Genomic DNA, 22,962 nt, shown 5'->3' with positions numbered 1-22,962 from the left:
CTCCGTTCGCTGAGCCGCTGAACCCTGCTCGCTGAACTTCTGCTCGCCGAGAACCGCGCAACCGCTGAACTCCAGGGCCACAGGGCCCCATGCCGACTGTGTGACAGGGGAGGGACGATGACGCAGGACCCCGGTCCTACCGCGCTGCGGTCGTCCCCGGTTCTTGTCCGAGGGCGGATCGGCCAGCTTCGGGACCGAGCCTCCGGCCGGCACTCGCCGTTGCGCCGGCTCGACTGGGTCCTGCAGACCAGCGTGATCGCGCTGGCCCTGATCGGTGCCCTGCTCGTCTGGTCGGCCACCCGGCAGCGGCTGGAGGAGTCGGGAGGCGACCCGCAGACGTTCCTGAAGCGGCACCTGCTGAACCTCATGATCGGCCTGCTGCTCGGTACCGCCGCCACCCTGGTGGACTACCGGATCCTGCGGGCCTACGCACCGTTCGTCTACCTGGGTTCGCTGGTCGGGCTGGTGGCCGTGCTCCTCGTCGGCACCACCGTCAACGGCGCGCACTCCTGGATCGTCCTGCCCGCCGGGTTCCAGCTGCAGCCCTCGGAGTTCGCGAAGGTCGCGCTCGTCGTCGGCGCGGCAATGATCCTGGGGGAGAAACACGAGGACCGCCATACCGGTATCCGGCGGGGTGCGCCGGGCCACGGCGACGTCCTGCTCGTGCTGGGGCTCGCCGTCGTCCCGATGGGGCTGATCATGCTCCAGCCCGACTTCGGCACGGTCATGGTGCTGGTCTTCGTCACCCTCGGGATGCTCGGGGTGAGCGGCGCTCCGCGCCGGTGGGTTCTCGGGCTGGTCCTGTGCGGGGTGCTGTTCGGCGGCGCGATTCTGCAGTTCCACCTGCTGAAGCCCTACCAGGAGGCCCGGCTCACCTCGTTCGTCTCGGAGAACAAGGAGTCCTCCTCGACCGGCTACAACGTCGACCAGGCGATGACCGCGATCGCCAACGGCGGCGTCACCGGCCGGGGCCTGTTCGAGGGCCAGCAGACCCAGGGCCAGTTCGTGCCTGAGCAGCAGACCGACTTCGTCTTCAGCGTCGCGGGCGAGGAGCTGGGCTATCTCGGCGCCGGCGGGGTGATCGTCCTGCTCGGCGTGGTGCTCTGGCGCGCGCTCACCATCGGCTTCAACTCCCAGGACTCCTTCGGCGCGCTGATCGTCACCGGCGTGGTCTGCTGGTTCACGTTCCAGATCTTCGTCAACATCGGGATGTGTCTGGGCGTCATGCCGGTGACAGGGCTGCCGCTGACCTTCCTGTCCTACGGCGGCTCCTCGATGTTCGCGAACATGATCGCGGTAGGGCTGCTGCAGAACGTCCGGCTGCGTTCGCGCTCCGATCCCTATGCGCTTTGACGGGAGGCTCGCGTGAGCAGGCAGGGTCGGTCACCTGCCGGGTGCCGTAGGCTCGCGGGCATGTCCGGACAGTCGCTGTTTCCTCTCCTGGAGCCACTGCTCCCACGGGTCCGGAAGCCGGTCCAGTACGTGGGCGGCGAGGGGAACTCGGTCGTCAAACCCTGGGACGGCGCCACGGTCCGCTGGTGCCTGATGTACCCCGACGCGTACGAGGTCGGCCTGCCGAACCAGGGCGTCCAGATCCTCTACGAGATCCTGAACGAGCAGCCGGACGTTCTCGCCGAACGCGCCTATTCGATCTGGCCGGACCTCGAGGCGCTCATGCGCGAGAACGGCATCCCGCAGTTCACCGTGGACGCCCATCGCGCCGTCGGCGACTTCGACCTGTTCGGCATCAGCTTCTCCACCGAGCTCGGCTACACGAACCTGCTCTCGGCACTGGACCTCGCCGGCCTTCCGCTGCACGCCGCCGACCGCACCGGCGGACCGCTGGTCATCGCCGGGGGGCACGCCGCCTTCAATCCCGAGCCGATCGCCGACTTCGTCGACGCGGTCGTCCTCGGTGACGGCGAGCAGGCGGTGCTGCGCATCACCGAGGTCACGCGCGCGTGGAAGGCAGCCGGTTCCCCCGGCGGGCGTACCGAGCTGCTGCATCGCCTCGCGCGTCTCGGGATCGTCTACGTGCCGAGCTTCTTCGACGTCAGCTATCGGCCGGACGGCCGGATCCAGGCCGTCACCCCGAACCGGGACGACATCCCCGCCCGCCCCGCGAAGCACACGCTGACCGACCTCGACTCGTGGCCGTACCCGAAGGCACCGCTGGTCCCGCTGGCGGAGACCGTGCACGAGCGGATGAGCGTGGAGATCTTCCGTGGCTGCACCCGCGGCTGCCGATTCTGCCAGGCCGGAATGATCACCCGGCCGGTCCGGGAGCGCAGCATCGAGACGGTCGGCGCGATGGTCGACGCGGGCCTCACCGCCACGGGTTTCTCCGAGGTCGGGCTGCTCTCCCTCTCCAGTGCGGACCACAGCGAGATAGGCGAGATCGCCAAGGAGCTCGCCGACCGCTACGAGGGCACGAACACCTCGCTGAGCCTGCCCTCGACGCGAGTCGACGCCTTCAACGTCACCCTGGCCAACGAGTTCTCCCGCAACGGGCGCCGCAGCGGCCTCACCTTCGCGCCCGAGGGCGGTTCCGAGCGGCTGCGCAAGGTCATCAACAAGACGGTCAGCGCCGAGGATCTGGTGCGCACCGTCAGCACTGCCTACGGCAACGGCTGGCGGCAGGTGAAGCTGTACTTCATGTGTGGCCTGCCCACCGAGACCGACGAGGACGTTCTGGAGATCGCCGACCTCGCCCGTGAGGTCATTCGGGCGGGCCGGCGGGCCAGCGGGCACCGCGACATTCGCTGCACCGTGTCCATCGGCGGGTTCGTCCCCAAGGCGCACACGCCGTTCCAGTGGGCCGGGCAGGCCTCCCACGAGGTCACCGACCACCGACTGAAGCTGCTCCGTGACACGGTGCGCGCTGACCGGGAGGTTGGCAGGGCGGTGGGGTTCCGGTACCACGACGGGCGTCCGGGCATCATCGAGGGCCTGCTGGCCCGCGGTGACCGCCGGGTCGGCCGGGCGATCGAGCGGGTGTGGCGCGATGGCGGTCGTTTCGACGGCTGGAGCGAGTACTTCTCGTTCGAGCGCTGGGAGTCGGCCTGCGCGGCGGAGCTGCCCCCGCTCGGCGTCTCACTCGACTGGTTCACCACCCGTGAGCGGGACGAGCGCGAGGTCCTGCCCTGGGACCATCTCGACGCCGGGCTGGACCGTGACTGGCTGTGGGCCGACTGGCAGGAGGCGCTGCGCGGGACGGAGCTGGACGACTGCCGCTGGACCCCCTGCTACGACTGCGGTGTCTGCCCGACATTCGGCACCGAGAACCAGATCGGCCCCACGGGCCGCTCGCTGCTCCCCGTGATCTCCGTCGGCGTCACTCCGGCCCTGGGGGCCCCCTCCGACCAGGGCCTGCCCGCAGCCCCGGGTGTCGCCGTGGGTCCTGACTCCGCCGCCGGACCTGACGCCGCCGGACCTGACGCCGCCGGACCTGACGCCGCCGGACCTGACGCCGCCGGACCTGACGCCGCCGCCAGCGGTGTCGCCCCTGACCCGGACCTGGTGTCGGCACGTGCCTCGTCAACCTGAGGGGCCGCCCCCGCCGCCGGTCGTCGCCCGGATGCGCCTGCGGTTCGGCAAGCGGGGGCGACTGCGCTTCCTCTCCCACCGGGACATCGCCCGGACCTTCGAACGCGGCCTGCGCCGGGCCCGCCTGCCCGTGGCCCTCTCGGCCGGTTTCAGCCCACACCCGCGGCTGTCATGGGTCGGCGCGGCGCCCACGGGTGCCGCCAGCGAGGCCGAGTACGTCGAGATCGCCTTCTCTGCACCGGTGGACCCGGAGCAGGTGCGCCAGGCGCTGGACGCCGCTCTCCCGCCCGGGCTCGACGTCCTCGACTGCGCTCCTGCCGGTGGCCGTTCGCTGCCCGACCGGATCGACGCGTCCCGCTGGCAGGTGCGCCTGCCAGGGGTGGTGACAGCGGATCTGGATGCCGCCATCACAGTCCTGTTGGCCCGGGAATCCCTTGTGGTAGAGCGGGTCACGAAGGACGGCAAGCGTGGTGTTGATGTGCGCGGGGCTGTGGTCTGGGCCGTTTGCCGTGCAGAGAACGACACCTGTGCGATACTGGACGTGGTCGTACGGCACACGACGCCCGCCGTTCGACCCGACGACGTACTGACCGCCCTTTCCGCGGTCGCCGTTCTCAGTGTGCCGGTGCCGCCCGAGCCAACACGACTCGAACAGGGCCGGCTGCGCGAGGACGGAACGCTGGCGGACCCGCTGGCGCCGGACCGCGATGAGGCTGCCCGGCCGGTAGGTCGACTCGAAGCGTGACGAGGGCGTCGCAGGATTGCCGGCGGCGCAACCGCCGGACCGAGACAGTGGCTTCTGAGCGGTCGCGACTGCTAACGCAGCGCGCCCGGGAGCCCGAGAGGCTTCATAACCCGTGCCCGACGAAGACCAGACCACCGAAGAGCAGCAGACCGCGCCGGAAACCTCGGCCGTGCGGTCCCCCCGTCGTCGCCGTGCCGCCGGAAGGCCGGCCGGGCCTCCGCCCGGGGCTTCCGGGCCGCCACCCGATCCGGCCGAGACCGAGGCCGGCTCTGAGAGCGGAGCAGAGAAGGCGCCGAGTCCGGCGCCGGTAACGGCATCCGCCGGCACACCGTCCTCCACTGACGCGCCCGCGGCGCCGGGCGCCGACGGTGCCGATCCGGCGACCGACAGCGCGTCGACACCCACTCGGCCGGCACGGCGCACCGCCACCCGGCCGCGACGGGTGTCCCGAGCCGCCAGCGCGGCCGGGTCGGAGCCGGCTGCCGCGCCCGTCCCCGCCACCCCCGATGCTCCACCGGCCGCCGATGCCGTACCGCCGGCGGACGCGGCACCGATCGGCGAGGCCTCGCCCGCAGCGGTGGTGGCGCCGGAGAAGCCGGCCACTCCCCGGCGCCGGGCCACCCGGTCGGCGGCCAACGCCGCCCCGGCCCGTGCCGCGGCCCCGGCCTCCGTCGGCGACGGCAGCGCCACCGCCGCTCCGCCCGCTCCGGCCGATCCGGTCACGACGGCGGCGGAGGTCTCCGCAGCGCCCGCAGACACTACGGAGCAGAACGAGGCGGCCCCCGCCACCACCCGTCCGCGTCGTACTCGTGCTCGTCGGTCGGCCACCAAGACCGAGCCGGTGGAGTCGAGTGCGTCGGCCGCTCCCGCCGCTGCGGAGCCGCAGGCGGACGGACCGTCCGCAGCTCCCGTGCCGGCTGACCAGGCCGGGAAGAGCCCTGCTGCCGAGACATCCGTCGCGGCTGAGGGTTCTGCCCCGACCGGGGCGCCGGCCCGGTCGGCAACCATGGCGACTGCGGTTGCCGACGAGCCAGCGGTTGTCGACGAGCCTGTCGTTGCCGACGAGACCCCGGCGGCGTCCGTGGCGAAGGTTGGCACCGCCAGCGGTGACGCGGCTGTCGCGGCCGGTGAGGTGTCCGTGACCAGCGGCGCAGCGCCCGCCGTCGACGAGCGGAGCGAACGCCCGGCGCGGCGGCGCACCAAGGCGTTCACCCCGACCTGGACGAGCGGCACCGAGGCAGGGGCGGTCGCCCCGGCGACCCGTCCCACGGCTCGCCGCCCGGTAGCCATGATCATGTTCCAGCAGCCGGAGCCGGCGGCACCTGAGCCGTGGGGGCCTCGCCGCCACGAGCCGGCGCCCGATTCCGCCGTCGACGAGCCGGTGGCGGATGCTGCCGTCGACGATCTGGAGGACTCGGCGGCGGACGAGAAGGCGGAGTTCGACGCCGACGACGCCGGGCAGGAGGCCGCCGATCTCGGTGCCTTCGGCGCCGAGGCCGACCTGGATGCGGACGGTGACGACACCGGTGCGGGCGGCACCCGCCGTCGGCGCCGCGGCCGTCGCGGCCGCGGCCGCGCCAGGGGCGAGGACGAGACCACCGACCTCACCGATGACGACGGCGAGGCCGAGGAGCCGATCCGGGAGCCTGAGGCCGGCGCGGAGGAGCACGAGGCGGCCGAGGCCCGGCCGGCCCGTAGGCGGTCCCGGCGCGTCGAGGTGCGGGAGGTGTTCGACGAGCCGGATGAGGACGACGGCGACGCCGACCTGGAGCCCGGGGCCGAGCACGACCAGGAGTCCGACGAGTCCGACGAGGACGGCGCCGACGGCGCCGACCTCGACGACGGCGCGGAGGACTCCGCCGACGACGGCACCGACGATGACCGGGCCGGTGGGTCCCGGCGCCGGCGTCGCCGGCGCCGGCGGTCTGGCACCGGCGAGAGCGTGTCGACGTCCGACGACCCGCCGAACACCGTCGTGCACGTGCGCGAGACCCGCCGGGACGACGACCTCGTTCGCGGTGTGAGTGGCTCGACCCGGCTGGAGGCCAAGCGGCAGCGTCGACGCGAGGGCCGGGACAGCGGCCGCCGTCGGGCTCCGATCGTCACCGAGGCCGAGTTCCTCGCCCGGCGCGAGTCGGTCGAGCGGCGGATGATCGTCAAGAACAACGGTGACCGGACCCAGATCGCCGTCCTCGAGGACGGCGTCCTGGTCGAGCACTTCGTCACCCGGGCGAGCTCGGCGTCCTACGCGGGCAACGTGTACCTGGGCCGGGTGCAGAACGTGCTGGCGAGCATGGAGGCCGCCTTCGTCGACATCGGCAAGGGCCGCAACGCGGTCCTCTACGCCGGCGAGGTGAACTACGACGCCTCGGGCCTCGACGGGCGCCCCCGCAAGATCGAGCAGGTGCTCAAGTCCGGCCAGTCGGTGCTCGTGCAGGTCTCCAAGGACCCGATCGGGCACAAGGGCGCCCGGCTGACCAGCCAGGTCAGCCTGCCCGGCCGCTATCTGGTGTACGTGCCGGACGGGCAGAACGCCGGCATCAGCCGCAAGCTGCCGGACACCGAGCGGGCCCGACTCAAGAGCATCCTGAAGAAGATCACGCCGGAGAACGGCGGCGTGATCGTGCGCACCGCGGCCGAGGGCGCCAGCGAGGCCGAGCTGGAGCGTGACGTCGAGCGACTCGTCGCCCAGTGGGAGGACATCCAGCGCAAGGCCGAGAAGGCCAGCGCTCCCTCGCTGCTCTACGGCGAGCCCGACCTGGTCGTCCGGGTCATCCGGGACATCTTCAACGAGGACTTCACCGAGCTCGTGGTCCAGGGCGCGGGCGAGGCCGCGACCGTCGAGGGCTACGTCGACACGGTGGCTCCCGACCTGCGGGACCGGGTCCGCCGCTACGTCGGCACCGGGGACGTCTTCGCCGAGTACCGGGTGGACGAGCAGCTCGCGAAGGCGCTCGACCGCAAGGTCTGGTTGCCGTCGGGCGGCTCGCTGGTGATCGACCGCACCGAGGCGATGACCGTCATCGACGTCAACACCGGCAAGTTCACCGGCAAGGGCGGCAACCTCGAGGAGACGGTCACCAAGAACAACCTGGAGGCGGCGGAGGAGATCGTCCGCCAGCTTCGGCTGCGTGACATCGGTGGCATCATCGTCATCGACTTCATCGACATGGTGCTGGAGAGCAACCGCGAGCTGGTCCTGCGCCGGCTCACCGAATGCCTCGGCCGGGACCGGACCCGGCACCAGGTCGCCGAGGTCACCAGCCTCGGCCTGGTCCAGATGACCCGTAAGCGGGTCGGGCAGGGGCTGCTCGAGGCCTACAGCGAGCCGTGCGCACACTGCAACGGCCGCGGGGTGACGATCCATCTGGACGGGACGCACGCGAGCGCGCCGCCGCTCCCCGCGCCGCCCGCCCAGCAGGCCGGCCCGACCGGGCGCAGGGCTCGGCAGGCGGCGAAGAGCGCCAGCCCGTCCCTGGTCGCCGCGGCGTCGGTGCCGGAGGTGGCCGCGGAGGGCGACGTGCAGGCGGCGTCACCGGACGGGGAGTCCGCCGTCGGCGAGGACGGTGCCGCCGGCATCTCCGGCGGTGTCGCTCCTGGCGCGGGTGGCGAAGCGGTCGCAGCCATCTCCGGTGTCCGGGGTGTGCGGGGCGTCGAGACGGCCCGGCAGGCCGGCAGCCTGAGTGACCCGGTGGCGACCGCCGCCCGGGAACTCGTCGCGGCCGGCCAGTCGGCAGGGCTTCCCGCGTCGGACAGCACGGAGAACGCGGTCTTCGCGAACACCGACGACCCGGACAGCGTCCTGCACGCGGGGACGAACGGGGCCGGCCCCGCGGCCGTCGCCGAGAAGCCGGCCCGGGCCCGCCGTCGGCGGGCATCCCGACCGGTGTCGAAGCCGGCCGAGACACTCCAGCCGTCAGACGTGGCCGGGAACTGAGGCCCTGACCAGGCGCTCGGGTGCGCAGCCGGTGATCGCCGGGCCTGCGCACCCGGGCCGGACGGGCCGTGCCCCGCTGCACTGCCATGGCCGGCTGAACTGCCCCCGCTGGACCCGCTGAAACTGCCCCCGCTGCACTGCCATGGGCGACGCCCGGGCAGGACGGGGCGCGGACCCCGTCAGGACAGGCCGGAGACGTTCCTGGTCAGGACGACAGGCCGGAGACGTTCCTGCTGACGACCGACGAGGGAGCCGCGGGGGCCGCCCGGACGAAGCCGTGGCCGCCGCGCTGGCGCATCAGCTCGTCGAGAGTGGCACGGGAACGCCGCAGCGCGCCGTCCAGTGCCTGGCGTGCGCGTGGCTCGTCGCCCATCTGCAGCGCGTAGGACGCGACCACCAGCGTCTGCACCAGATCATCCTGTTCGGAGAGCGGATCGGCCATCCGCCCGGAGCCCTGCTGCGGTGACGATCCCGACGCGGTTCCCGCCGGGGTGGCGACAACCTCGAGGCCGGTCGCCCTGGTCAGCTCGCGGCCGTGCGCGGCCAGCCAGATCGCCGCGGCGGCGGTCAGGAACGCCCAGCCGGCCCGTGCCCAGGCAGGGGGACTGATCAGGTCGTCGAAGGTCAGCTCGGCGGTGACCAGGGCGACGAGAACGACCAGCACGCCGAGAACCCTGATCGCCGACGGCGCCGGGAGACGTGCCTGCCGGCCTGGCGCGGACGCACCACGGCCGACCGCGGCGGATGTGCGGCCGGCGGCGGCCGCGAGCAGCGGGCGACAGGCGACCATCAGGGCGGCGACGGTGGCCGCGCCGGCCGCCCAGGTCACGTACTGCCAGTTCACCGGATCGTCCCCTTACGCGCCGTCTGGTTGGCCACGGCCACCGCTCGGGTGGCGCGGCCCCCACCTGCGCCGACATCCCGCCGGGCCGAGGAGGACCCCACATGCTTGCCGGGCGCGTCGCGTCCGACCATGGCCCGTCCGGGTCATAGCCAGGATGACCCTGTCGGTGTCTGCCTATCGCCCGTGTCCCCATCCCGGTGGTTCTCTCTGTGTCCTCCGGTCGTTGTCTGGTTGAGAACTGTCAGGACTGGTTGAGAACTGCCGGCCATATCCGGCGTGAGAGCCGTGTCGGGCGAGCGGACCGGTCGCTGGCGGCAGGCCTTTCTCACGCTTGCGCAGATGACCTGTAAGGTGGGACGCACACGGGACAGGCGCGCGCTCGATGCCGCAACCAGGCTTCTTCGCAACCAGGCTTCTTTCGGGGGGCTGCTTGCAGAGGTGCGGCGCGGTGCCATCAGGATGGTTCTCCATCGGATGGCCGGCGCGGGCGTCAACCACGTGGGCAGACGTAAAGGGCCGCCAGCGCGGCCCATGCAAGATCCAACAGCAGGGAGATCTGGTGTACGCGGTCGTTGCCAGCGGCGGCAAGCAGCACAGGGTCGCCGTCGGCGATGTCGTCGACGTCGAGCTCCTCTCCGGAGAGCCGGGCGCGGCCGTGAACCTTCCGGCGGTGCTCCTGGTCGACGGTGAGTCGGTCACGCACGACGCTGACGCGCTTGCGTCCGTCGAGGTCACCGCCGAGGTCGTCGGGGTCGTCAAGGGTCCGAAGATCCGGATCCACAAGTTCAAGAACAAGACCGGTTACCACAAGCGCCAGGGGCATCGCCAGAAGTTCACGCGCCTCAAGGTGACCGGGATCGAGACGGGGAAGGCCTGACGACATGGCGCATAAGAAGGGCGCGAGTTCCTCGCGTAACGGGCGCGACTCGAACGCGCAGCGGCTCGGCGTCAAGCGGTTCGGCGGCCAGCTCGTCAAGGCCGGCGAGATCATCGTCCGCCAGCGTGGCACCCACTTCCACCCGGGCGACCTGGTCGGCCGCGGCGGTGACGACACCCTGTTCGCGCTGGCTCCCGGCCACGTCGAGTTCGGCCGCAAGCGGGGTCGCCGCGTCGTGAACATCGTCGCGGTGCAGAACGGGCAGGCCGAGTCCTCGGAGAAGGTCGCGGTCAGCGCCTGACGCTCGCCGTCAGGCGCCAGAGCGGGCCGCTGGTCCGCCTGGTAGCCGGATGTAGTTGGTAGTTCGTTCACTGGGCGCCGCGTGAGCCACCGCCGAATCCCGGCCGGTGGCATGCGCGGCGCTCTTGTGTGTCCCCTGCCGTCGGCCGCGGACCGCGGCGGCGGGGCCGGGGAGCTGGGCTGGGCCCGGGCAGGTGCGTGCCAGGTAGGCGCGGCACGACACGAGCAGGAAAGAGGTGGCCGACCATGGCGACGTTCGTCGACAGGGTGGTTCTGCACGCCGCTGCAGGCGATGGCGGCCACGGCTGCTGCTCGATCCACCGGGAGAAGTTCAAGCCCCTCGGCGGCCCGGACGGCGGCAACGGCGGGCGTGGCGGCGATGTGCTGCTGCGCGTCGACAACGGGGTCACGACCCTGCTCGACTTCCACTTCCATCCTCATCAGAAGGCCGGCAGCGGCCGGCCCGGCCAGGGCTCCAACCGGCACGGCGCCGACGGGGACGACCTGGTCCTCGCCGTCCCGGACGGGACGGTCGTGATCTCGCCGGACGGCGAGGAGATCGTCGATCTGATCGGTCCGGGCACCACCTACGTCCTCGCGCACGGCGGCCGTGGCGGGCGCGGCAACGCGTCGCTGGCCTCCACCCGCCGCAAGGCGCCCGGTTTCGCCGAGCTCGGCGAGCCGGGGGAGCAGCTGGACGCCGTCCTGGAGCTGAAGAGCGTCGCCGACGTCGCCCTCGTCGGCTTCCCCAGCGCGGGCAAGTCGTCGCTGGTCTCGGTACTCAGCGCCGCCCGCCCCAAGATCGCCGACTACCCGTTCACGACGCTGGTGCCGAACCTGGGGGTCGTCCGGGCCGGCGATCATCCGCCCTACACGGTGGCGGATGTGCCGGGGCTGATCCCGGGAGCGAGCCAGGGGCGCGGGCTGGGCCTGGAGTTCCTGCGCCACATCGAGCGCTGCTCGCTGATCGTGCACGTGCTGGACTGCGCCACGCTCGAACCGGGCCGTGACCCGCTGACCGACCTCGACGTGATCGAGGCGGAGCTGGCGGCCTACACGACCGACCTGTCCGACCGGCCCCGCCTCGTCGTGCTGAACAAGATCGACGTTCCGGACGCCGCCGAGCTCGCCGAGCTGGTCACCGCGGACCTGCTGGCCCGCGGGCTGCCCGTCCACGCGGTGAGCACGGCCAGCCATCAGGGGGTGCGCGCCCTGTCGCTCGCCTTGGCCGAGCTGGTCGCGAACCTGCGGGCCGCGGCACCGAGCCGGAGCGTCCCGCGGGTGGTTCTGCGCCCGCGGGCGGTCAACGAACCTGACTTCACGGTGCGGCCGGAGGGGGAGGGATTCGTCGTCGGCGGGCCGAAGCCGCTGCGGTGGGTGCGCCAGACCGACTTCGCCAACGAGGAGGCGATCGGCTACCTGGCCGACCGGCTCGCCCGGCTCGGGGTGGAGAAGGAGCTGGCGCGCCAAGGCGCCGTCCCCGGCGTGGAGGTCACCATCGGCGCCGTGACCTTCGACTGGGAGCCGACCCTGTCAGGCCGCGACGCCCTGATCCTCGAAGCCGCCCACGGCAGCGGGAGCGGGAACGGTTCGGGCGGCAACGGAGCCGGCGGGGAGGGCGACGGGGACGGCTACGGCGTGGTCCGTCCGGTGCCCCTGCCGACGGTCGCGACCGTCGGCGGGTCCGGTGGGATGCCGGGAGCCGGCCGGTCCGGCATCCGGGCCGGGGCCGTGGCGGACATCCCGATGGGTCCGCGGGGCACCGACCAGCGGTTCCGGACGTCCAGGCGACCGACCCGGGCGGAGCGGGCGGCACGCCGCGACGGTGTGGGCGGCTTCGACGAGTTCGACGGCCACGACGAGCCCGCTGCTGGCGGCGACGCCACCGGTGGCAGCCCGGGTGAGCGTGGCTAGCCCGTGGCACGGTCCTTCGTCACCGAGGCGACCCGCGTCGTCGTCAAGGTCGGTTCCTCTTCGCTGACCAGCGCCGCCGGCGGGCTGGACACCGCGCGGGTCGAGGCACTCGTCGCCGCGGTGGTCAGCCGGGCAGGTGGGCTGGTGCTGGTGTCGTCCGGGGCGATCGCCGCCGGGCTCGCCCCGCTCGGCCTGGCCCGGCGGCCCCGCGACCTGGCCACGCTGCAGGCCGCGGCGAGTGTCGGGCAGAGCGAGCTCGTCCACCGCTACGCCGAGGCGTTCGGTCGGGCTGGGCACCGGGTCGGCCAGGTCCTGCTGACCGAGACCGATGTGATCCGCCGGACCCACTACCGCAACGCACGCACGACGCTGGAGCGGCTGCTGGCCCTGGGCGTGGTGCCGGTCGTGAACGAGAACGACGCGGTCGCCACCCAGGAGATCCGGTTCGGTGACAACGACCGGCTCGCCGCGATCGTGGCCCATCTGGTGTCCGCGGACCTGCTCGTGCTGCTCTCGGACGTCGACGGTGTCTATGAGTCGAACCCGCGCCTCGGCCCGGCCCGGATGCTGCGGGACGTCCGGTCGGACGCCGACCTCGACGGGCTCACCGCCCGCGGCACCGGTGCGGCCGGTGTCGGCGTCGGCGGCATGGCGACGAAGATCGACGCGGCGCGGATCGCGGCGGCGGGTGGCGTCCCCACCGTCGTGACCTCGGCGTCGCTCGCGGCGGCGGCACTCGCCGGTGACGAGGTCGGGACGGTGTTCCACCCGACCGATCCGCGACGGGCGTCCCGTCTGCTGTGGCTCGCCTACGCGACCGCCCCCGAGGGGCGGCTGTACCTGGACGACGGCGCGGTCACCGCTGTCGTCGACCGCCGTGCCTCCCTGCTGCCCGCCGGCGTGACCCGGATCGAGGGGGAGTTCTCCGCCGGCGACCCGGTCGACCTGGTCGACCCGCGGGGCCGGCCGGTGGCCCGTGGCCTGGTCGAGTTCGACTCGGCCGAGCTTCCGGGCATGCTCGGCCGGTCGACGATGGAGCTGGCGGCCGAGCGCGGCCCGTTCTACGAGCGTGAGGTCGTCCATCGGGACGACCTCGTCCTGCTGCTCACCCGCCGCTGAACGGGGCGAGTTGCTCCGGTCGCGGGCCCGCGGGTACCGGACGCCGGTAGCCTCGAGAAGGTCGTGCGCGGCGCGACCGCGCCGGCGATGCCGGCCCGGGGCCCGCGCCGGAGGTCGCGGACAGTCGGAGGGATTGCGGTCATGAACACGTCGGCGGAGGACGTCCGAGCCAGCGCGGTGCGAGCCCGGCGAGCCGCCGGTGTGCTCGCGCCGCTGCCGCGGGCGGCGAAGGACACCGCCCTGCTCGGCATGGCCACGGCGCTCCTCGACCGGACGGCCGACATCCTCGCCGCGAACGCGGTCGACACCGCAGCCGCCCGGGCAGGCGGCATGTCCGACGCACTGGTCGACCGGCTGACGCTGACCCCGGCCCGGATCGAGGCGATGGCCGGTGGGCTGCGCCAGGTGGCGGCGCTCGAGGATCCGGTCGGCGAGGTCGTCCGCGGCCGGGTTCTCGCCAACGGGCTGGAGCTGCGCCAGGTGCGGGTGCCGCTCGGCGTCGTCGGGATCATCTACGAGGCGCGGCCCAACGTCACGGTGGACGCGGCGGGCCTGTGCCTGAAGAGCGGGAACGCGGTGCTGCTGCGTGGCAGCGCGTCCGCGCTGCACTCCAACCGGGTGCTGGTCGACGTGCTGCGGGAGGCCGCGGAGGCGGCCGGGCTGCCGGCGGATGCCGTGCAGCTCGTGCCGGGGGCAGACCACGAGTCGGTGAAGCACCTCATGCGGCTGCGCGGGCTGGTCGACGTGCTCATCCCGCGCGGTGGCGCCGGCCTGATCCGCACGGTCGTCGAGGAGTCGACGGTGCCGGTGATCGAGACCGGGGTGGGTAACTGCCACGTGTACGTGGACGCCGACGCCGACCTGGACATCGCGCTGGCCGTCACGGTGAACGCGAAGACCCAGAAGGTCTCGGTCTGCAACTCCGCGGAGACGTTGCTCGTCCACGCCGGTGTCGCCGCGGAGTTCCTGCCCCGGGTGCTGGCCGCGCTGCGGGACGCGGGCGTGACCATCCACGGCGACGAGACCGTGCGGGCCGTCGACCCGTCAGCGGTGCCGGTCACCGACGAGGACTGGGCCACCGAGTACCTGTCGCTGGACATGGCGGTCGGGGTCGTCGGCTCCCTGGACGAGGCGGTCGAGCACATCCGGCGCTGGAGCAGCGGCCACACCGAGGCGATCATCACCCGTTCGCTGGCGGCGAGCCGCCGGTTCACCTCATCCTGCGACAGCGCCGCGGTGATGGTGAACGCCTCGACGCGCTTCACCGACGGCGAGCGTTTCGGGATGGGCGCCGAGATCGGGATTTCCACCCAGAAGCTGCACGCCCGTGGGCCGATGGGGCTTGCCGAGCTGACATCGACGACCTGGCTCGGTATCGGGGACGGTCATCTGGTGTAGAACCGGGGCTGGTACCTCGCGGATTGCGCGACGGCCGGTGACCTGGTTGTTTCCGCTGGTGACAATGCGGGTGGCGCTGGCGCAAAGGTGGCCCGTGGGTGCGGTGCGGAGCATTCCGCGAGGCCCTCATTCCTCGTCAATCCGTCATGTGCTGCCAACCACTGGCACTATGGACGGTGGGGTACTACCAGGCACCGGATCGGAAGGTGGCCATGTCGTCGCAGGGATACGCGTTCGCTGATGTCGCGGATGTGCGGGAGCGGCTCCGGGAGACGGGTTATCTCGCCGACGAGGCGATCGCCACCACGGTCTTCCTCGCGGACCGGCTCGGTAAGCCGCTGCTGGTCGAAGGGCCGGCCGGTGTCGGCAAGACCGAACTGGCCAAGGCACTGACCAGCGCGGTCGGTGCCGAGCTGATCCGGCTGCAGTGCTACGAGGGGCTGGACGAGGCCCGCGCCCTCTACGAGTGGAACTACAAGAAGCAGCTGCTGCGGATCCAGGCAGCCGGCGCGGCCCCCGAGGCCGCCACCGGTCCCGAGGGCGTGGCCGGGAGCGCGCCAGCGGGCGCGGGCACCTGGCAGCAGACCCACGACGACATCTTCAGCGAGGAGTTCCTCCTCTCCCGGCCGCTGCTCACCGCGATCCGGCGTGACGAGCCGACCGTCCTGCTCATCGACGAGACCGACAAGGCCGACGTCGAGGTGGAGGGCCTGCTCCTGGAGGTGCTGTCGGACTTCCAGGTGACGATTCCCGAGCTGGGCACGGTGAAGGCGACCCGCCGCCCGTTCGTCATCCTCACCTCGAACGCCACCCGGGAGCTGTCGGAGGCGCTCAAGCGCCGCTGCCTCTATCTCAATCTCGACTACCCTTCCGCGGCCCGGGAGAAGGAGATCGTCCTGTCCCGGGTGCCGGAGCTCCCCGAGAAGATGGCGGAGTCGCTGGTACGGATCGTCCGGGCGCTGCGGGCGATGGAGCTGAAGAAGGCGCCGTCGATCGCCGAAACCATCGACTGGGGCCAGACGGTCCTCGCGCTGGGCTTCGACTCGATGGACGACGCGGCCGTCACCTCGACCCTCGGCGTGGTCCTCAAGCACGCCAGTGACCAGGCCCGCGCGATCAGCCAGCTCAAGCTCGGCGCCAACTGACGGCACGAACCACCGGCGCCGGCTGCCGGCGCCACCCCACGGCGCCGGCACGGAGCCGGCGGCTGCCGGGCCGAGAGCCGGCCGGGCCCGGCGGGCCCCGCCCCGCCCGGCCTCGGCCCGCCCGAGGCAAGGCCAGGCGAGCCCCAGGCCCAGGCCCAGGACCCGGAGGTCCCGATGAACCTGCTTGACCGCACCGTGGCGTTCACGGCCGCGCTGCGCCGTGCGAACGTCCCGGTGAGCAGCGCCGAGACGGTGGACGCCGTCCGCGCGGTCGGCGCCGTCGGGTGGGCCGACCGGAACGCTGTCCGGTCCGCGTTCGCCGCCACCATGTGCAAGCGGCCGCTGTACCGGAACGCGTTCGACTCGCTGTTCGACCTCTACTTCCCGCCGCGCATCGGCGACGGTGTCGCGCTGGCGGACGCGGACGGCGTCGGCGGCCCGGCGCTCGCCTCCGACGGGCCGGCCGGCGACGCTCCCGAGCTGACCCCGCAGGAGCTGGAGGAGCTGCGCCGCGCCATGCGCGACATGCTTCGCGACGCCCTGCTCGACGGTGACGACGAACGGCTCCGTGACCTGGCCCGCCGGTCGGTCAGCGCGTTCGGCGCCGCGCAGAACGGGCCGGGGCAGCGCAGCTACTTCATCTACCGGGTGCTGCGGGCCATGTCCCCGGAGACGCTCATCGCCGACCTGCTCGCGGCCATGCTCGGGGAGGACGAGCGCGGCGGCCTCGGCGAGCGGATCGCCCGCCAGACGATCGCCGACCGGATCAAGGCCTTCGAGGACATGGTGTCCTCCGAGGTGCGCCGCCGGATGGCGGAGGAGCGCGGCATCGAGGCCGTCGAGAAGTCCGCGGTCAAGCCGCTCGCGGACCAGGTCGACTTCCTCCGCGCCTCCCAGCGCGATCTCGTCGAGCTGCGTCGGCAGGTCTACCCGCTGGCCCGCCGGCTCGCGACCAGGCTGACCGCGCGACGCCGCCTCGGCCGGTCCGGGCGGCTGGACTTCCGCCGCACGGTACGGGCCTCGCTGGCCACCGGCGGCGTCCCGATGGAGACGAAGCACCGGCCGCACAAGCCGCACAAGCCCGAACTGGTCGTGCTGTGCGACGTGTCCGGATCGGTGTCCTCCTTCGCCCACTTCACCCTCATGCTCACCCACGCGCTGCGCGAGCAGTTCTCCAAGGTCCGCGCCTTCGCCTTCATCGACACGACGGACGAGGTCACCCGCTTCCTGCGTGGCCTCGACCTGGGCGACATGATGGCCCGCATCGCCACCGAGGCCGACCTGGTCTGGTTCGACGGCCACAGCGACTACGGCCACGCCATCGACGTCTTCGCCGAGAGGTACCCCGACGCCGTCGGCCCGCGGACCTCGCTGCTCGTGCTCGGCGACGCCCGGAACAACTACCGGGCGACCTCGGCGGCGGTGTTCCGCCGGCTGTGCGCGCAGGCCCGGCACTCCTACTGGCTGAACCCGGAGCCGCGCAGCTACTGGGGCTCGGGCGACTCCGCCACCGGCGCCTATGCCGACTTCGTCGACGAGATGGTCGAGTGCCGCAACGTCGAGCAGCTCCAGCACTTCATCGAGCGGCTGCTGCCCACCTGAGAAATCCGCTCTGTTCCAGAGTGAACCGTTTGCCGGGTGGCTGCGTCCAACCCTTCGACGGCTGACGCGCGGTGCGTCCGCCGTGTCATCCACCAGTGGCCCGGCGGGACGTCCGTGGGGTTCACCAGGGTGGTCGGACGACAGGGGTGCCGCATGGCGACCAGTACGACGACCCCCGGGGCGACCCGGGATACCGGGGAACCGACGTCCCCCGGGAGGACCACGCCGGATCGCCTGGACGCCGCCCGCCCGCGCGCCGACGCCGAGACCGACGCCGCCCGCGACCGGACCACCGGTGACGAGGACCGGGCCGCCGCCGGCGAGGACCGGGCCGGCGGGTCGACCGAAACGGGCGGGACGGGGGAGACGGGTCCGGTGTTGGCGCCGGCGGCACGCCGCCGCCGGCGGATCATCGTCGGCGCCCTCGTCCTGGCCGGGGTGTTGCTCGGCGGGGTGGCTCTCGGTGCCGTCGTCGACGAGTTGGACGACGGGTCGATCGACACATCGTCCTTCGGGGCGGCCGAGCCCGCTCCGGCCGCGGTCCAGGCGGACTCGGCCGGCTCGTCCGGCGCGGGCCTGCCCCAGGGGAGAGGCCTGCGGGAGACGGATTCCGACCTGTCATCCGGCGTGGGAGCGGCGCCGCCCAGCCCGGGTGTGGCCCGTGACACCCCCGCGCGGAGCTCGACCGTTCCGGGGCAGCCGGGAGGCGCCGGCGGTGAGCCGGCGCGGCCGGCGGGCGTCGAGCCACGCATCGTCCGCAACGGCACGACCACCCTGCTCGTGCCGGTCGGGCAGGTGGACCGAACCGTCCAGGAACTTTCGGCGACGGTCACCGGGCTCGACGGCTACGTCGAGTCGAGCGAGGTCAGCGGCACCTCGTCCACGACCGATGACGACTACCAGTACGCCACCGTGAACCTCCGCGTGCCGACCGCCTCGTTCGAGCGGCTCCGCTCCGGACTGGGTGAGCTGGGTGAGATCTCGTCCGCCACGACCTCCTCGCGGGATGTCACGGGTGAGTACGTCGACATCGAGGCCCGCAAGCGTGCGCTGGAGGCGTCCCGCGCCGCCTACCTGGGGCTGCTCGCCAAGGCGACGACGGTGGGGGAGACACTCTCCGTGCAGCAGGCGATTGACGGGGTGCAGATCCAGATCGAGCAGCTCGAGGGCCAGCGGATGGTGCTCGCCGACGCCAGCGATCTGGCGACGCTCAGTGTGCGGATCACGGAGGCCGACGCCGGCTCCGGCCCCGCTCCCGACGACGAGTCGTCCGGGTTGGGCGATGCCGCCAGCCGCTCCTGGGACCGGTTCGTCCGCGGTATCGAGGTGATCATCGCGTTGGTCGGTCCGCTGGTGCTCGTCGGCCTGCTCGCCGGTGTCACCTACGCGGCGGTGCGCCTCGCCCGCCGGCTACGCCGCCCCGCGGCGCCGGCCGTCGACCCGCGGGAGACCGGATCGGGGGCACCGCCGGCTCCGTCGGGCGGGAACGGAGCAGCAGACGCAGACGGCCCGACCCGATGACCGACCCCCGCCGCGCGGGGCCCGGCTACCCGCGGGCCAGCGCGGCGTCGACGATCGTCTGGGCCTCGCCGAGCACCTCGGTGAGATGGTCGGCGCCGAGGAAGCTCTCGGCGTAGATCTTGTAGACGTCCTCGGTGCCGGAGGGGCGGGCGGCGAACCAGGCGTCCGCCGTCGCCACCTTGGCGCCCCCGATCGGCGCGCCGTTGCCCGGCGCGGTCGTCATCGCCGCCGTGACCGGGCTTCCGGCGAGTGCGGTGGCGCCGAGCGCCGCCGGGGTCAGCGCGGCGAGAACCTTCTTCTGCGCCGGTGTCGCCGCGGCGTCCACCCGGCGGTAGGCGGGAGAGCCGTGGCGTTCGGTCAGTGCCGCGTAGAGCTGTCCGGGATCGCGTCCGGTGCTCGCCGTCATCTCGGCGGCGAGCAGGCAGGCGATGATGCCGTCCTTGTCGGTGGTCCAGACACCGCCGTCACGGCGCAGGAACGAGGCGCCCGCGCTCTCCTCGCCGCCGAAGCCGAGGGAGCCGTCGAGCAGCCCGTCGACGAACCACTTGAAACCGACGGGCACCTCGTGCAGCCGGCGCCCGACGCCGACGGCGACGCGGTCGATCATCGCCGAACTGACCAGTGTCTTGCCGATGGCGGCGCCGGCGGGCCAGCCCGGGCGGTGCGCGAACAGGTAGGAGATCGCGGCGGCGAGGAAGTGGTTCGGGTTGAGCAGCCCGGCGCCCGGAGTGACAATGCCGTGCCGGTCGGCGTCGGCGTCGTTCGCCAGCGCGACGTCGAACGAGGCCGCCAGCCGCAGCAGGGAGGCCATCGCGTACGGCGAGGACGGGTCCATCCGGATCCGGCCGTCCCAGTCCAGGGTCATGAACCCGAACGCCGGGTCGACGGCGGGGTTGACCACCTCGATGTCGAGCTTGTGTCGCTCGGCGATCTCCTGCCAGTAGCGGACGCTCGCGCCGCCGAGCGGGTCGACGCCGATCCGGACGCCTGCCGCGCGGATCGCGTCGAGATCGACGACGTTCGGCAGGTCCGCCACGTAGGCGCCGACGAAGTCGTGCACGGTCGCCGCTGTCAGCGCCTGGTGGTAGGGGACGCGGGCGACGCCGGCGAGGCCCGCCCGGAGCAGGTCGTTCGCCCGGTTCTGGATCGCCGTCGTCGCGGCGGTGTCCGCCGGGCCGCCGTGCGGTGGGTTGTACTTGAAGCCGCCGTCGGCCGGCGGGTTGTGCGACGGCGTCACGACGATCCCGTCGGCGACCCCACCGGCCACCGCGGTCGGGGCCGGTGCCGCGCCCGCTCTCGCCCCCGCGCCGCGGCCGTTGTGGCCGAGGATGGCGTGCGAGACCACCGGGGTGGGTGTCGCCTCACCGGCGGGAGCCACCCGCACGTCCACCCCGTTCGCGACCAGCACCTCGAGCGCGCTCGCCAGGGCGGGCGCCGACAGGGCGTGGGTGTCCATCCCGATGAACAGGGGGCCGGTCGTGCCTGCGGCCGCCCGGTACTCGCAGATCGCCTGGGTGGTGGCCAGGATGTGGTCCTCGTTGAAGGAGGCGCGCAGCGCGCTGCCGCGGTGGCCGGACGTCCCGAACGCGACCAGCTGCGCCGGGTCGGCCGGGTCGGGATGGACGTCCTGGTAGGCGTCCAGCAGCGCGCCCACATCTACGAGCTCGTCGGGAGCGGCGGGCTGCCCCGCGCGCGGGCTGGTCGGCATGGGCTGATCCCCCTGGATGTCGTCCCACGGCGTGTCCTGGGATGCCGTCCGTGGTGTCGTCCGTGATGTCGTCCGGCTCCCGGCCAGCCTAGTGCCGTGACCGACAGGTTTCGGCCCGGCCGGCACGCGCAGCCGGCCGCTGGGCCGCCTTGCCGCCCGGCGACAGCCGTCCGGGCCGCCCCGCCCTCGGGTCTCGTGACGAAGGACATCCCGCGGGCGGTGCCGTGACGGGGGCGCGAGGCGTTTGCGGGGGGTTAGGGTCCCCACGTGCGACTGGGCGTGATGGGTGGGACGTTCGATCCCGTCCACAACGGGCACCTGGTCGCGGCCAGCGAGGTCGCGGCGCTGTTCGACCTGGACGAGGTCGTCTTCGTGCCCAGCGGGCAACCGTGGCAGAAGGTCGACCGCGAGGTCTCCGCCGCCGAGGACCGCTATCTGATGACCTTCCTCGCCACGGCCGAGAACCCCCGGTTCACCGTCAGCCGGATCGACATCGAACGCAGCGGCCCGACCTACACCATCGACACGCTGCGGCACCTGCGCCGGCTGCGGCCCGCCGACGAGCTGTTCTTCATCACCGGCGCCGACGCGCTCGCGCAGATCTTCACCTGGCGGGACCACACCGAGCTCTTCGGCCTGGCCCACTTCATCGGCGTGACCCGCCCGGGCTATCACCTGCGCCGCCATGCCAGCCTGCCCGACGAGGCGGTCAGCCTGCTCGAGGTGCCCGCGTTGGCGATCTCCTCGTCCGACATCCGCCTGCGGGTCGCCAGGGCCGCGCCCATCTGGTATCTGACTCCGGACGGCGTCGTCCGCTACATCGTGAAACGGGGGCTGTACGACCCGCTCCCGCCCCTCGAGCGGGAGCCGGGCGGGAGCGGGTAGTCCGGGCGGCGCTGCCCCGGCGGGTCCGGCGCGGGAGAACATTCGACCCGATGGCGGAGAACATGGTCGCCGATCCGCGCGTCGGTGTGTCACGCTGGATACGGTCGCCCGATCCGCGGGTGGCCGGCGCGTCCTGCGGGATGCCCCGAGCACGTGGTGCCGGCACCGACAGCGGCACCGGCGCGCGGCGGGCAGCCGGCGGCCGCGTGGCCCCGAACCTTCTGGAGACCCACGAGCGTGACCGCTTCGCCGCGAGCCACCGAGCTCGCCCTCGCCGCCGCCCAGGCCGCCGCAGACAAGATCGGCCAGGACATCCTCGTCCTCGACGTCAGCGAGCGACTCACGATCACCGACTGCTTCGTCATCGCGTCGGCCGAGAACGAGCGCCAGGTGAAGGGCATCGTCGACGAGGTCGAGGAGAAGCTGCGGGCCATGGGCGCGAAGCCCCTGCGCCGCGAGGGCGAACGTGACGGCCGCTGGGTCCTCCTCGACTTCGCCGACATCGTCGTGCACGTGCAGCGCGCCGAGGAGCGCACCTACTACAGCCTCGAGCGGCTCTGGAAGGACTGCCCGGTCATCCCCTTCACCGACGCCGACGCAGCTGTCGGTGTCGGTGCGGCAGAAACCCGGTGAGGCTGCTCCTCTGGCGCCACGGCCAGACGTCCTGGAACAACGCCGGCCGCTTCCAGGGGCAGGCGGACGTGCCCCTGGACGAGACCGGCGCCCGGCAGGCCGACGCGGTCGGGCCGGTGATCAGGGCGCTGCGCCCCGAGCTCGTGGTCTCTTCGGATCTGCTGCGCTGTCAGCAGACCGCCGCCCGGATCGGGCTGCCCGTGCGGACCGACCCCCGGCTGCGTGAGATCGACCTCGGTGCCTGGTCCGGCCTGACCGGGGCCGAGGCGGCGGTGCGGTTCCCCGCCGAGGACGCCGCCTGGCGCCGCGGTGAGGACATCCGCCGCGGCGGCGGTGAGACCTACGAGGAGGTCGCGGAGCGGGCGTACGCGCTCCTGCAGGAGATCCTGGGCGAGGGCGGACCGGCCGACCCCGCCGGCCTGATCGTCTTCGTGCTGCACGGCGGCACCGCGCGGGCGCTCATCGGGCGGGTGCTCGGCGTACCCCCGGAGAACTGGTGGGTGTTCGGGCCCCTGCGCAACTGTCGGTGGTCCGTGCTCCGGCGGGAGCACGGCGGCTTCCGACTTGCGGAGCACAACAGTGGCCCCCTCACCACGGCCGTCCCGGCGCCTGATAAGGTCGACAACGTCGGGCCGGAGCGCAGCGTCGGATCAAGGCGCTCAGCCCCGAACCCACTGTCGGAGGCCTTGTTGCCGACGCAGGACGGGCCGACAACAGCTGACACGGAACCTGTACACTTGCAGACGCGGCCGACAAGCGGCTGAACAGCATGATCAGAGTTCGTCCGG

At 72.8% G+C, this 22,962-nt stretch carries 17 protein-coding genes; 15 read left to right on the top strand and 2 right to left on the bottom strand.

Annotated elements, in window-relative coordinates; all coding sequences use genetic code 11:
• Nucleotides 1-117 precede the first annotated feature (117 nt).
• From rodA to AB1460_RS18500, 4 genes are all read left to right on the top strand, one after another.
• Nucleotides 118-1,353 carry a rod shape-determining protein RodA gene (rodA, locus tag AB1460_RS18515; protein WP_368962812.1) on the top strand — a complete coding sequence of 412 codons (1,236 nt, stop codon included), beginning with the start codon at nucleotides 118-120 and terminating at the stop codon, nucleotides 1,351-1,353.
• A gap of 60 nt (nucleotides 1,354-1,413) precedes the next feature.
• Nucleotides 1,414-3,546, top strand: a complete 2,133-nt coding sequence (locus tag AB1460_RS18510) for a TIGR03960 family B12-binding radical SAM protein (RefSeq protein WP_368962811.1) — start codon at nucleotides 1,414-1,416, stop codon at nucleotides 3,544-3,546.
• Nucleotides 3,547-3,577: 31 nt separating this feature from the next.
• On the top strand, nucleotides 3,578-4,291 hold the full coding sequence (locus tag AB1460_RS18505; RefSeq protein ID WP_420497309.1) for a TIGR03936 family radical SAM-associated protein: 714 nt from the start codon (nucleotides 3,578-3,580) through the stop codon (nucleotides 4,289-4,291).
• 442 nt (nucleotides 4,292-4,733) lie between these two features.
• Nucleotides 4,734-8,228 (top strand): Rne/Rng family ribonuclease, encoded by a 3,495-nt coding sequence (locus AB1460_RS18500; RefSeq protein ID WP_420497307.1) that lies wholly within the window; start codon nucleotides 4,734-4,736, stop codon nucleotides 8,226-8,228.
• 205 nt (nucleotides 8,229-8,433) lie between these two features.
• On the opposite strand, the gene AB1460_RS18495 is transcribed toward AB1460_RS18500, so the two are convergent.
• Nucleotides 8,434-9,072 carry an MFS transporter gene (locus AB1460_RS18495; RefSeq protein WP_368962808.1) on the bottom strand — a complete coding sequence of 213 codons (639 nt, stop codon included), beginning with the start codon at nucleotides 9,070-9,072 and terminating at the stop codon, nucleotides 8,434-8,436.
• Nucleotides 9,073-9,631: 559 nt separating this feature from the next.
• Between AB1460_RS18495 and rplU the strand changes: the two genes are divergently transcribed.
• The 8 genes from rplU (at nucleotide 9,632) to AB1460_RS18455 (ending at nucleotide 18,948) form a co-directional block, all read left to right on the top strand.
• On the top strand, nucleotides 9,632-9,949 hold the full coding sequence (gene rplU / locus AB1460_RS18490) for a 50S ribosomal protein L21 (protein ID WP_018634864.1): 318 nt from the start codon (nucleotides 9,632-9,634) through the stop codon (nucleotides 9,947-9,949).
• A gap of 4 nt (nucleotides 9,950-9,953) precedes the next feature.
• Nucleotides 9,954-10,250 (top strand): 50S ribosomal protein L27, encoded by a 297-nt coding sequence (gene rpmA, locus AB1460_RS18485; protein ID WP_071084547.1) that lies wholly within the window; start codon nucleotides 9,954-9,956, stop codon nucleotides 10,248-10,250.
• Nucleotides 10,251-10,495: 245 nt separating this feature from the next.
• Complete coding sequence (gene obgE / locus AB1460_RS18480) at nucleotides 10,496-12,163, top strand: GTPase ObgE (protein ID WP_368962807.1); 1,668 nt, start codon at nucleotides 10,496-10,498, stop codon at nucleotides 12,161-12,163.
• Nucleotides 12,164-12,166: 3 nt separating this feature from the next.
• The gene (proB, locus tag AB1460_RS18475) at nucleotides 12,167-13,282 is read left to right on the top strand and encodes a glutamate 5-kinase (RefSeq protein ID WP_368962806.1); all 1,116 of its coding nucleotides are present in this window, start codon (nucleotides 12,167-12,169) and stop codon (nucleotides 13,280-13,282) included.
• 141 nt (nucleotides 13,283-13,423) lie between these two features.
• Entirely contained in the window at nucleotides 13,424-14,680 is a 1,257-nt protein-coding gene (locus AB1460_RS18470; protein WP_368962805.1) for a glutamate-5-semialdehyde dehydrogenase, read from the top strand.
• 212 nt (nucleotides 14,681-14,892) lie between these two features.
• Nucleotides 14,893-15,825 (top strand): AAA family ATPase, encoded by a 933-nt coding sequence (locus AB1460_RS18465; RefSeq protein WP_368962804.1) that lies wholly within the window; start codon nucleotides 14,893-14,895, stop codon nucleotides 15,823-15,825.
• A gap of 174 nt (nucleotides 15,826-15,999) precedes the next feature.
• Complete coding sequence (locus tag AB1460_RS18460) at nucleotides 16,000-17,427, top strand: vWA domain-containing protein (RefSeq protein WP_368962803.1); 1,428 nt, start codon at nucleotides 16,000-16,002, stop codon at nucleotides 17,425-17,427.
• A gap of 153 nt (nucleotides 17,428-17,580) precedes the next feature.
• On the top strand, nucleotides 17,581-18,948 hold the full coding sequence (locus AB1460_RS18455) for a DUF4349 domain-containing protein (RefSeq protein WP_368962801.1): 1,368 nt from the start codon (nucleotides 17,581-17,583) through the stop codon (nucleotides 18,946-18,948).
• A gap of 25 nt (nucleotides 18,949-18,973) precedes the next feature.
• Here the strand turns inward: AB1460_RS18455 and pgm are convergent, their stop codons facing one another.
• Entirely contained in the window at nucleotides 18,974-20,656 is a 1,683-nt protein-coding gene (gene pgm, locus AB1460_RS18450) for a phosphoglucomutase (alpha-D-glucose-1,6-bisphosphate-dependent) (RefSeq protein WP_368962800.1), read from the bottom strand.
• Nucleotides 20,657-20,938: 282 nt separating this feature from the next.
• Between pgm and nadD the strand changes: the two genes are divergently transcribed.
• From nadD to AB1460_RS18435, 3 genes are all read left to right on the top strand, one after another.
• Entirely contained in the window at nucleotides 20,939-21,541 is a 603-nt protein-coding gene (gene nadD / locus AB1460_RS18445; protein WP_420497308.1) for a nicotinate-nucleotide adenylyltransferase, read from the top strand.
• 237 nt (nucleotides 21,542-21,778) lie between these two features.
• The gene (gene rsfS, locus AB1460_RS18440) at nucleotides 21,779-22,174 is read left to right on the top strand and encodes a ribosome silencing factor (protein WP_071084534.1); all 396 of its coding nucleotides are present in this window, start codon (nucleotides 21,779-21,781) and stop codon (nucleotides 22,172-22,174) included.
• Complete coding sequence (locus AB1460_RS18435) at nucleotides 22,171-22,938, top strand: histidine phosphatase family protein (RefSeq protein ID WP_368962798.1); 768 nt, start codon at nucleotides 22,171-22,173, stop codon at nucleotides 22,936-22,938. The genes rsfS and AB1460_RS18435 overlap by 4 nt, the downstream gene beginning before the upstream one ends.
• The last annotated feature ends 24 nt before the right edge of the window (nucleotides 22,939-22,962 follow it).

Source organism: Parafrankia sp. FMc2, assembly GCF_041008525.1.
Classification (GTDB): domain Bacteria; phylum Actinomycetota; class Actinomycetes; order Frankiales; family Frankiaceae; genus Parafrankia.
Note: the sequence above shows the minus strand (reverse complement) of the source record. Positions and strands in the feature narration are given on the sequence as shown.

What these genes read in the sequence shown, in the direction of transcription:
- AB1460_RS18465 (WP_368962804.1), top strand. Translation starts at nt 14,893, where the DNA reads ATGTCGTCGCAGGGATACGCGTTCGCTGATGTCGCGGATGTGCGGGAG.
- obgE (WP_368962807.1), top strand. Translation starts at nt 10,496, where the DNA reads ATGGCGACGTTCGTCGACAGGGTGGTTCTGCACGCCGCTGCAGGCGAT.
- rpmA (WP_071084547.1), top strand. Translation starts at nt 9,954, where the DNA reads ATGGCGCATAAGAAGGGCGCGAGTTCCTCGCGTAACGGGCGCGACTCG.
- pgm (WP_368962800.1), bottom strand. Translation starts at nt 20,656, where the DNA reads ATGCCGACCAGCCCGCGCGCGGGGCAGCCCGCCGCTCCCGACGAGCTC.
- AB1460_RS18505 (WP_420497309.1), top strand. Translation starts at nt 3,578, where the DNA reads ATGCGCCTGCGGTTCGGCAAGCGGGGGCGACTGCGCTTCCTCTCCCAC.
- AB1460_RS18455 (WP_368962801.1), top strand. Translation starts at nt 17,581, where the DNA reads ATGGCGACCAGTACGACGACCCCCGGGGCGACCCGGGATACCGGGGAA.
- AB1460_RS18470 (WP_368962805.1), top strand. Translation starts at nt 13,424, where the DNA reads ATGAACACGTCGGCGGAGGACGTCCGAGCCAGCGCGGTGCGAGCCCGG.
- AB1460_RS18510 (WP_368962811.1), top strand. Translation starts at nt 1,414, where the DNA reads ATGTCCGGACAGTCGCTGTTTCCTCTCCTGGAGCCACTGCTCCCACGG.
- rodA (WP_368962812.1), top strand. Translation starts at nt 118, where the DNA reads ATGACGCAGGACCCCGGTCCTACCGCGCTGCGGTCGTCCCCGGTTCTT.
- AB1460_RS18460 (WP_368962803.1), top strand. Translation starts at nt 16,000, where the DNA reads ATGAACCTGCTTGACCGCACCGTGGCGTTCACGGCCGCGCTGCGCCGT.
- nadD (WP_420497308.1), top strand. Translation starts at nt 20,939, where the DNA reads ATGGGTGGGACGTTCGATCCCGTCCACAACGGGCACCTGGTCGCGGCC.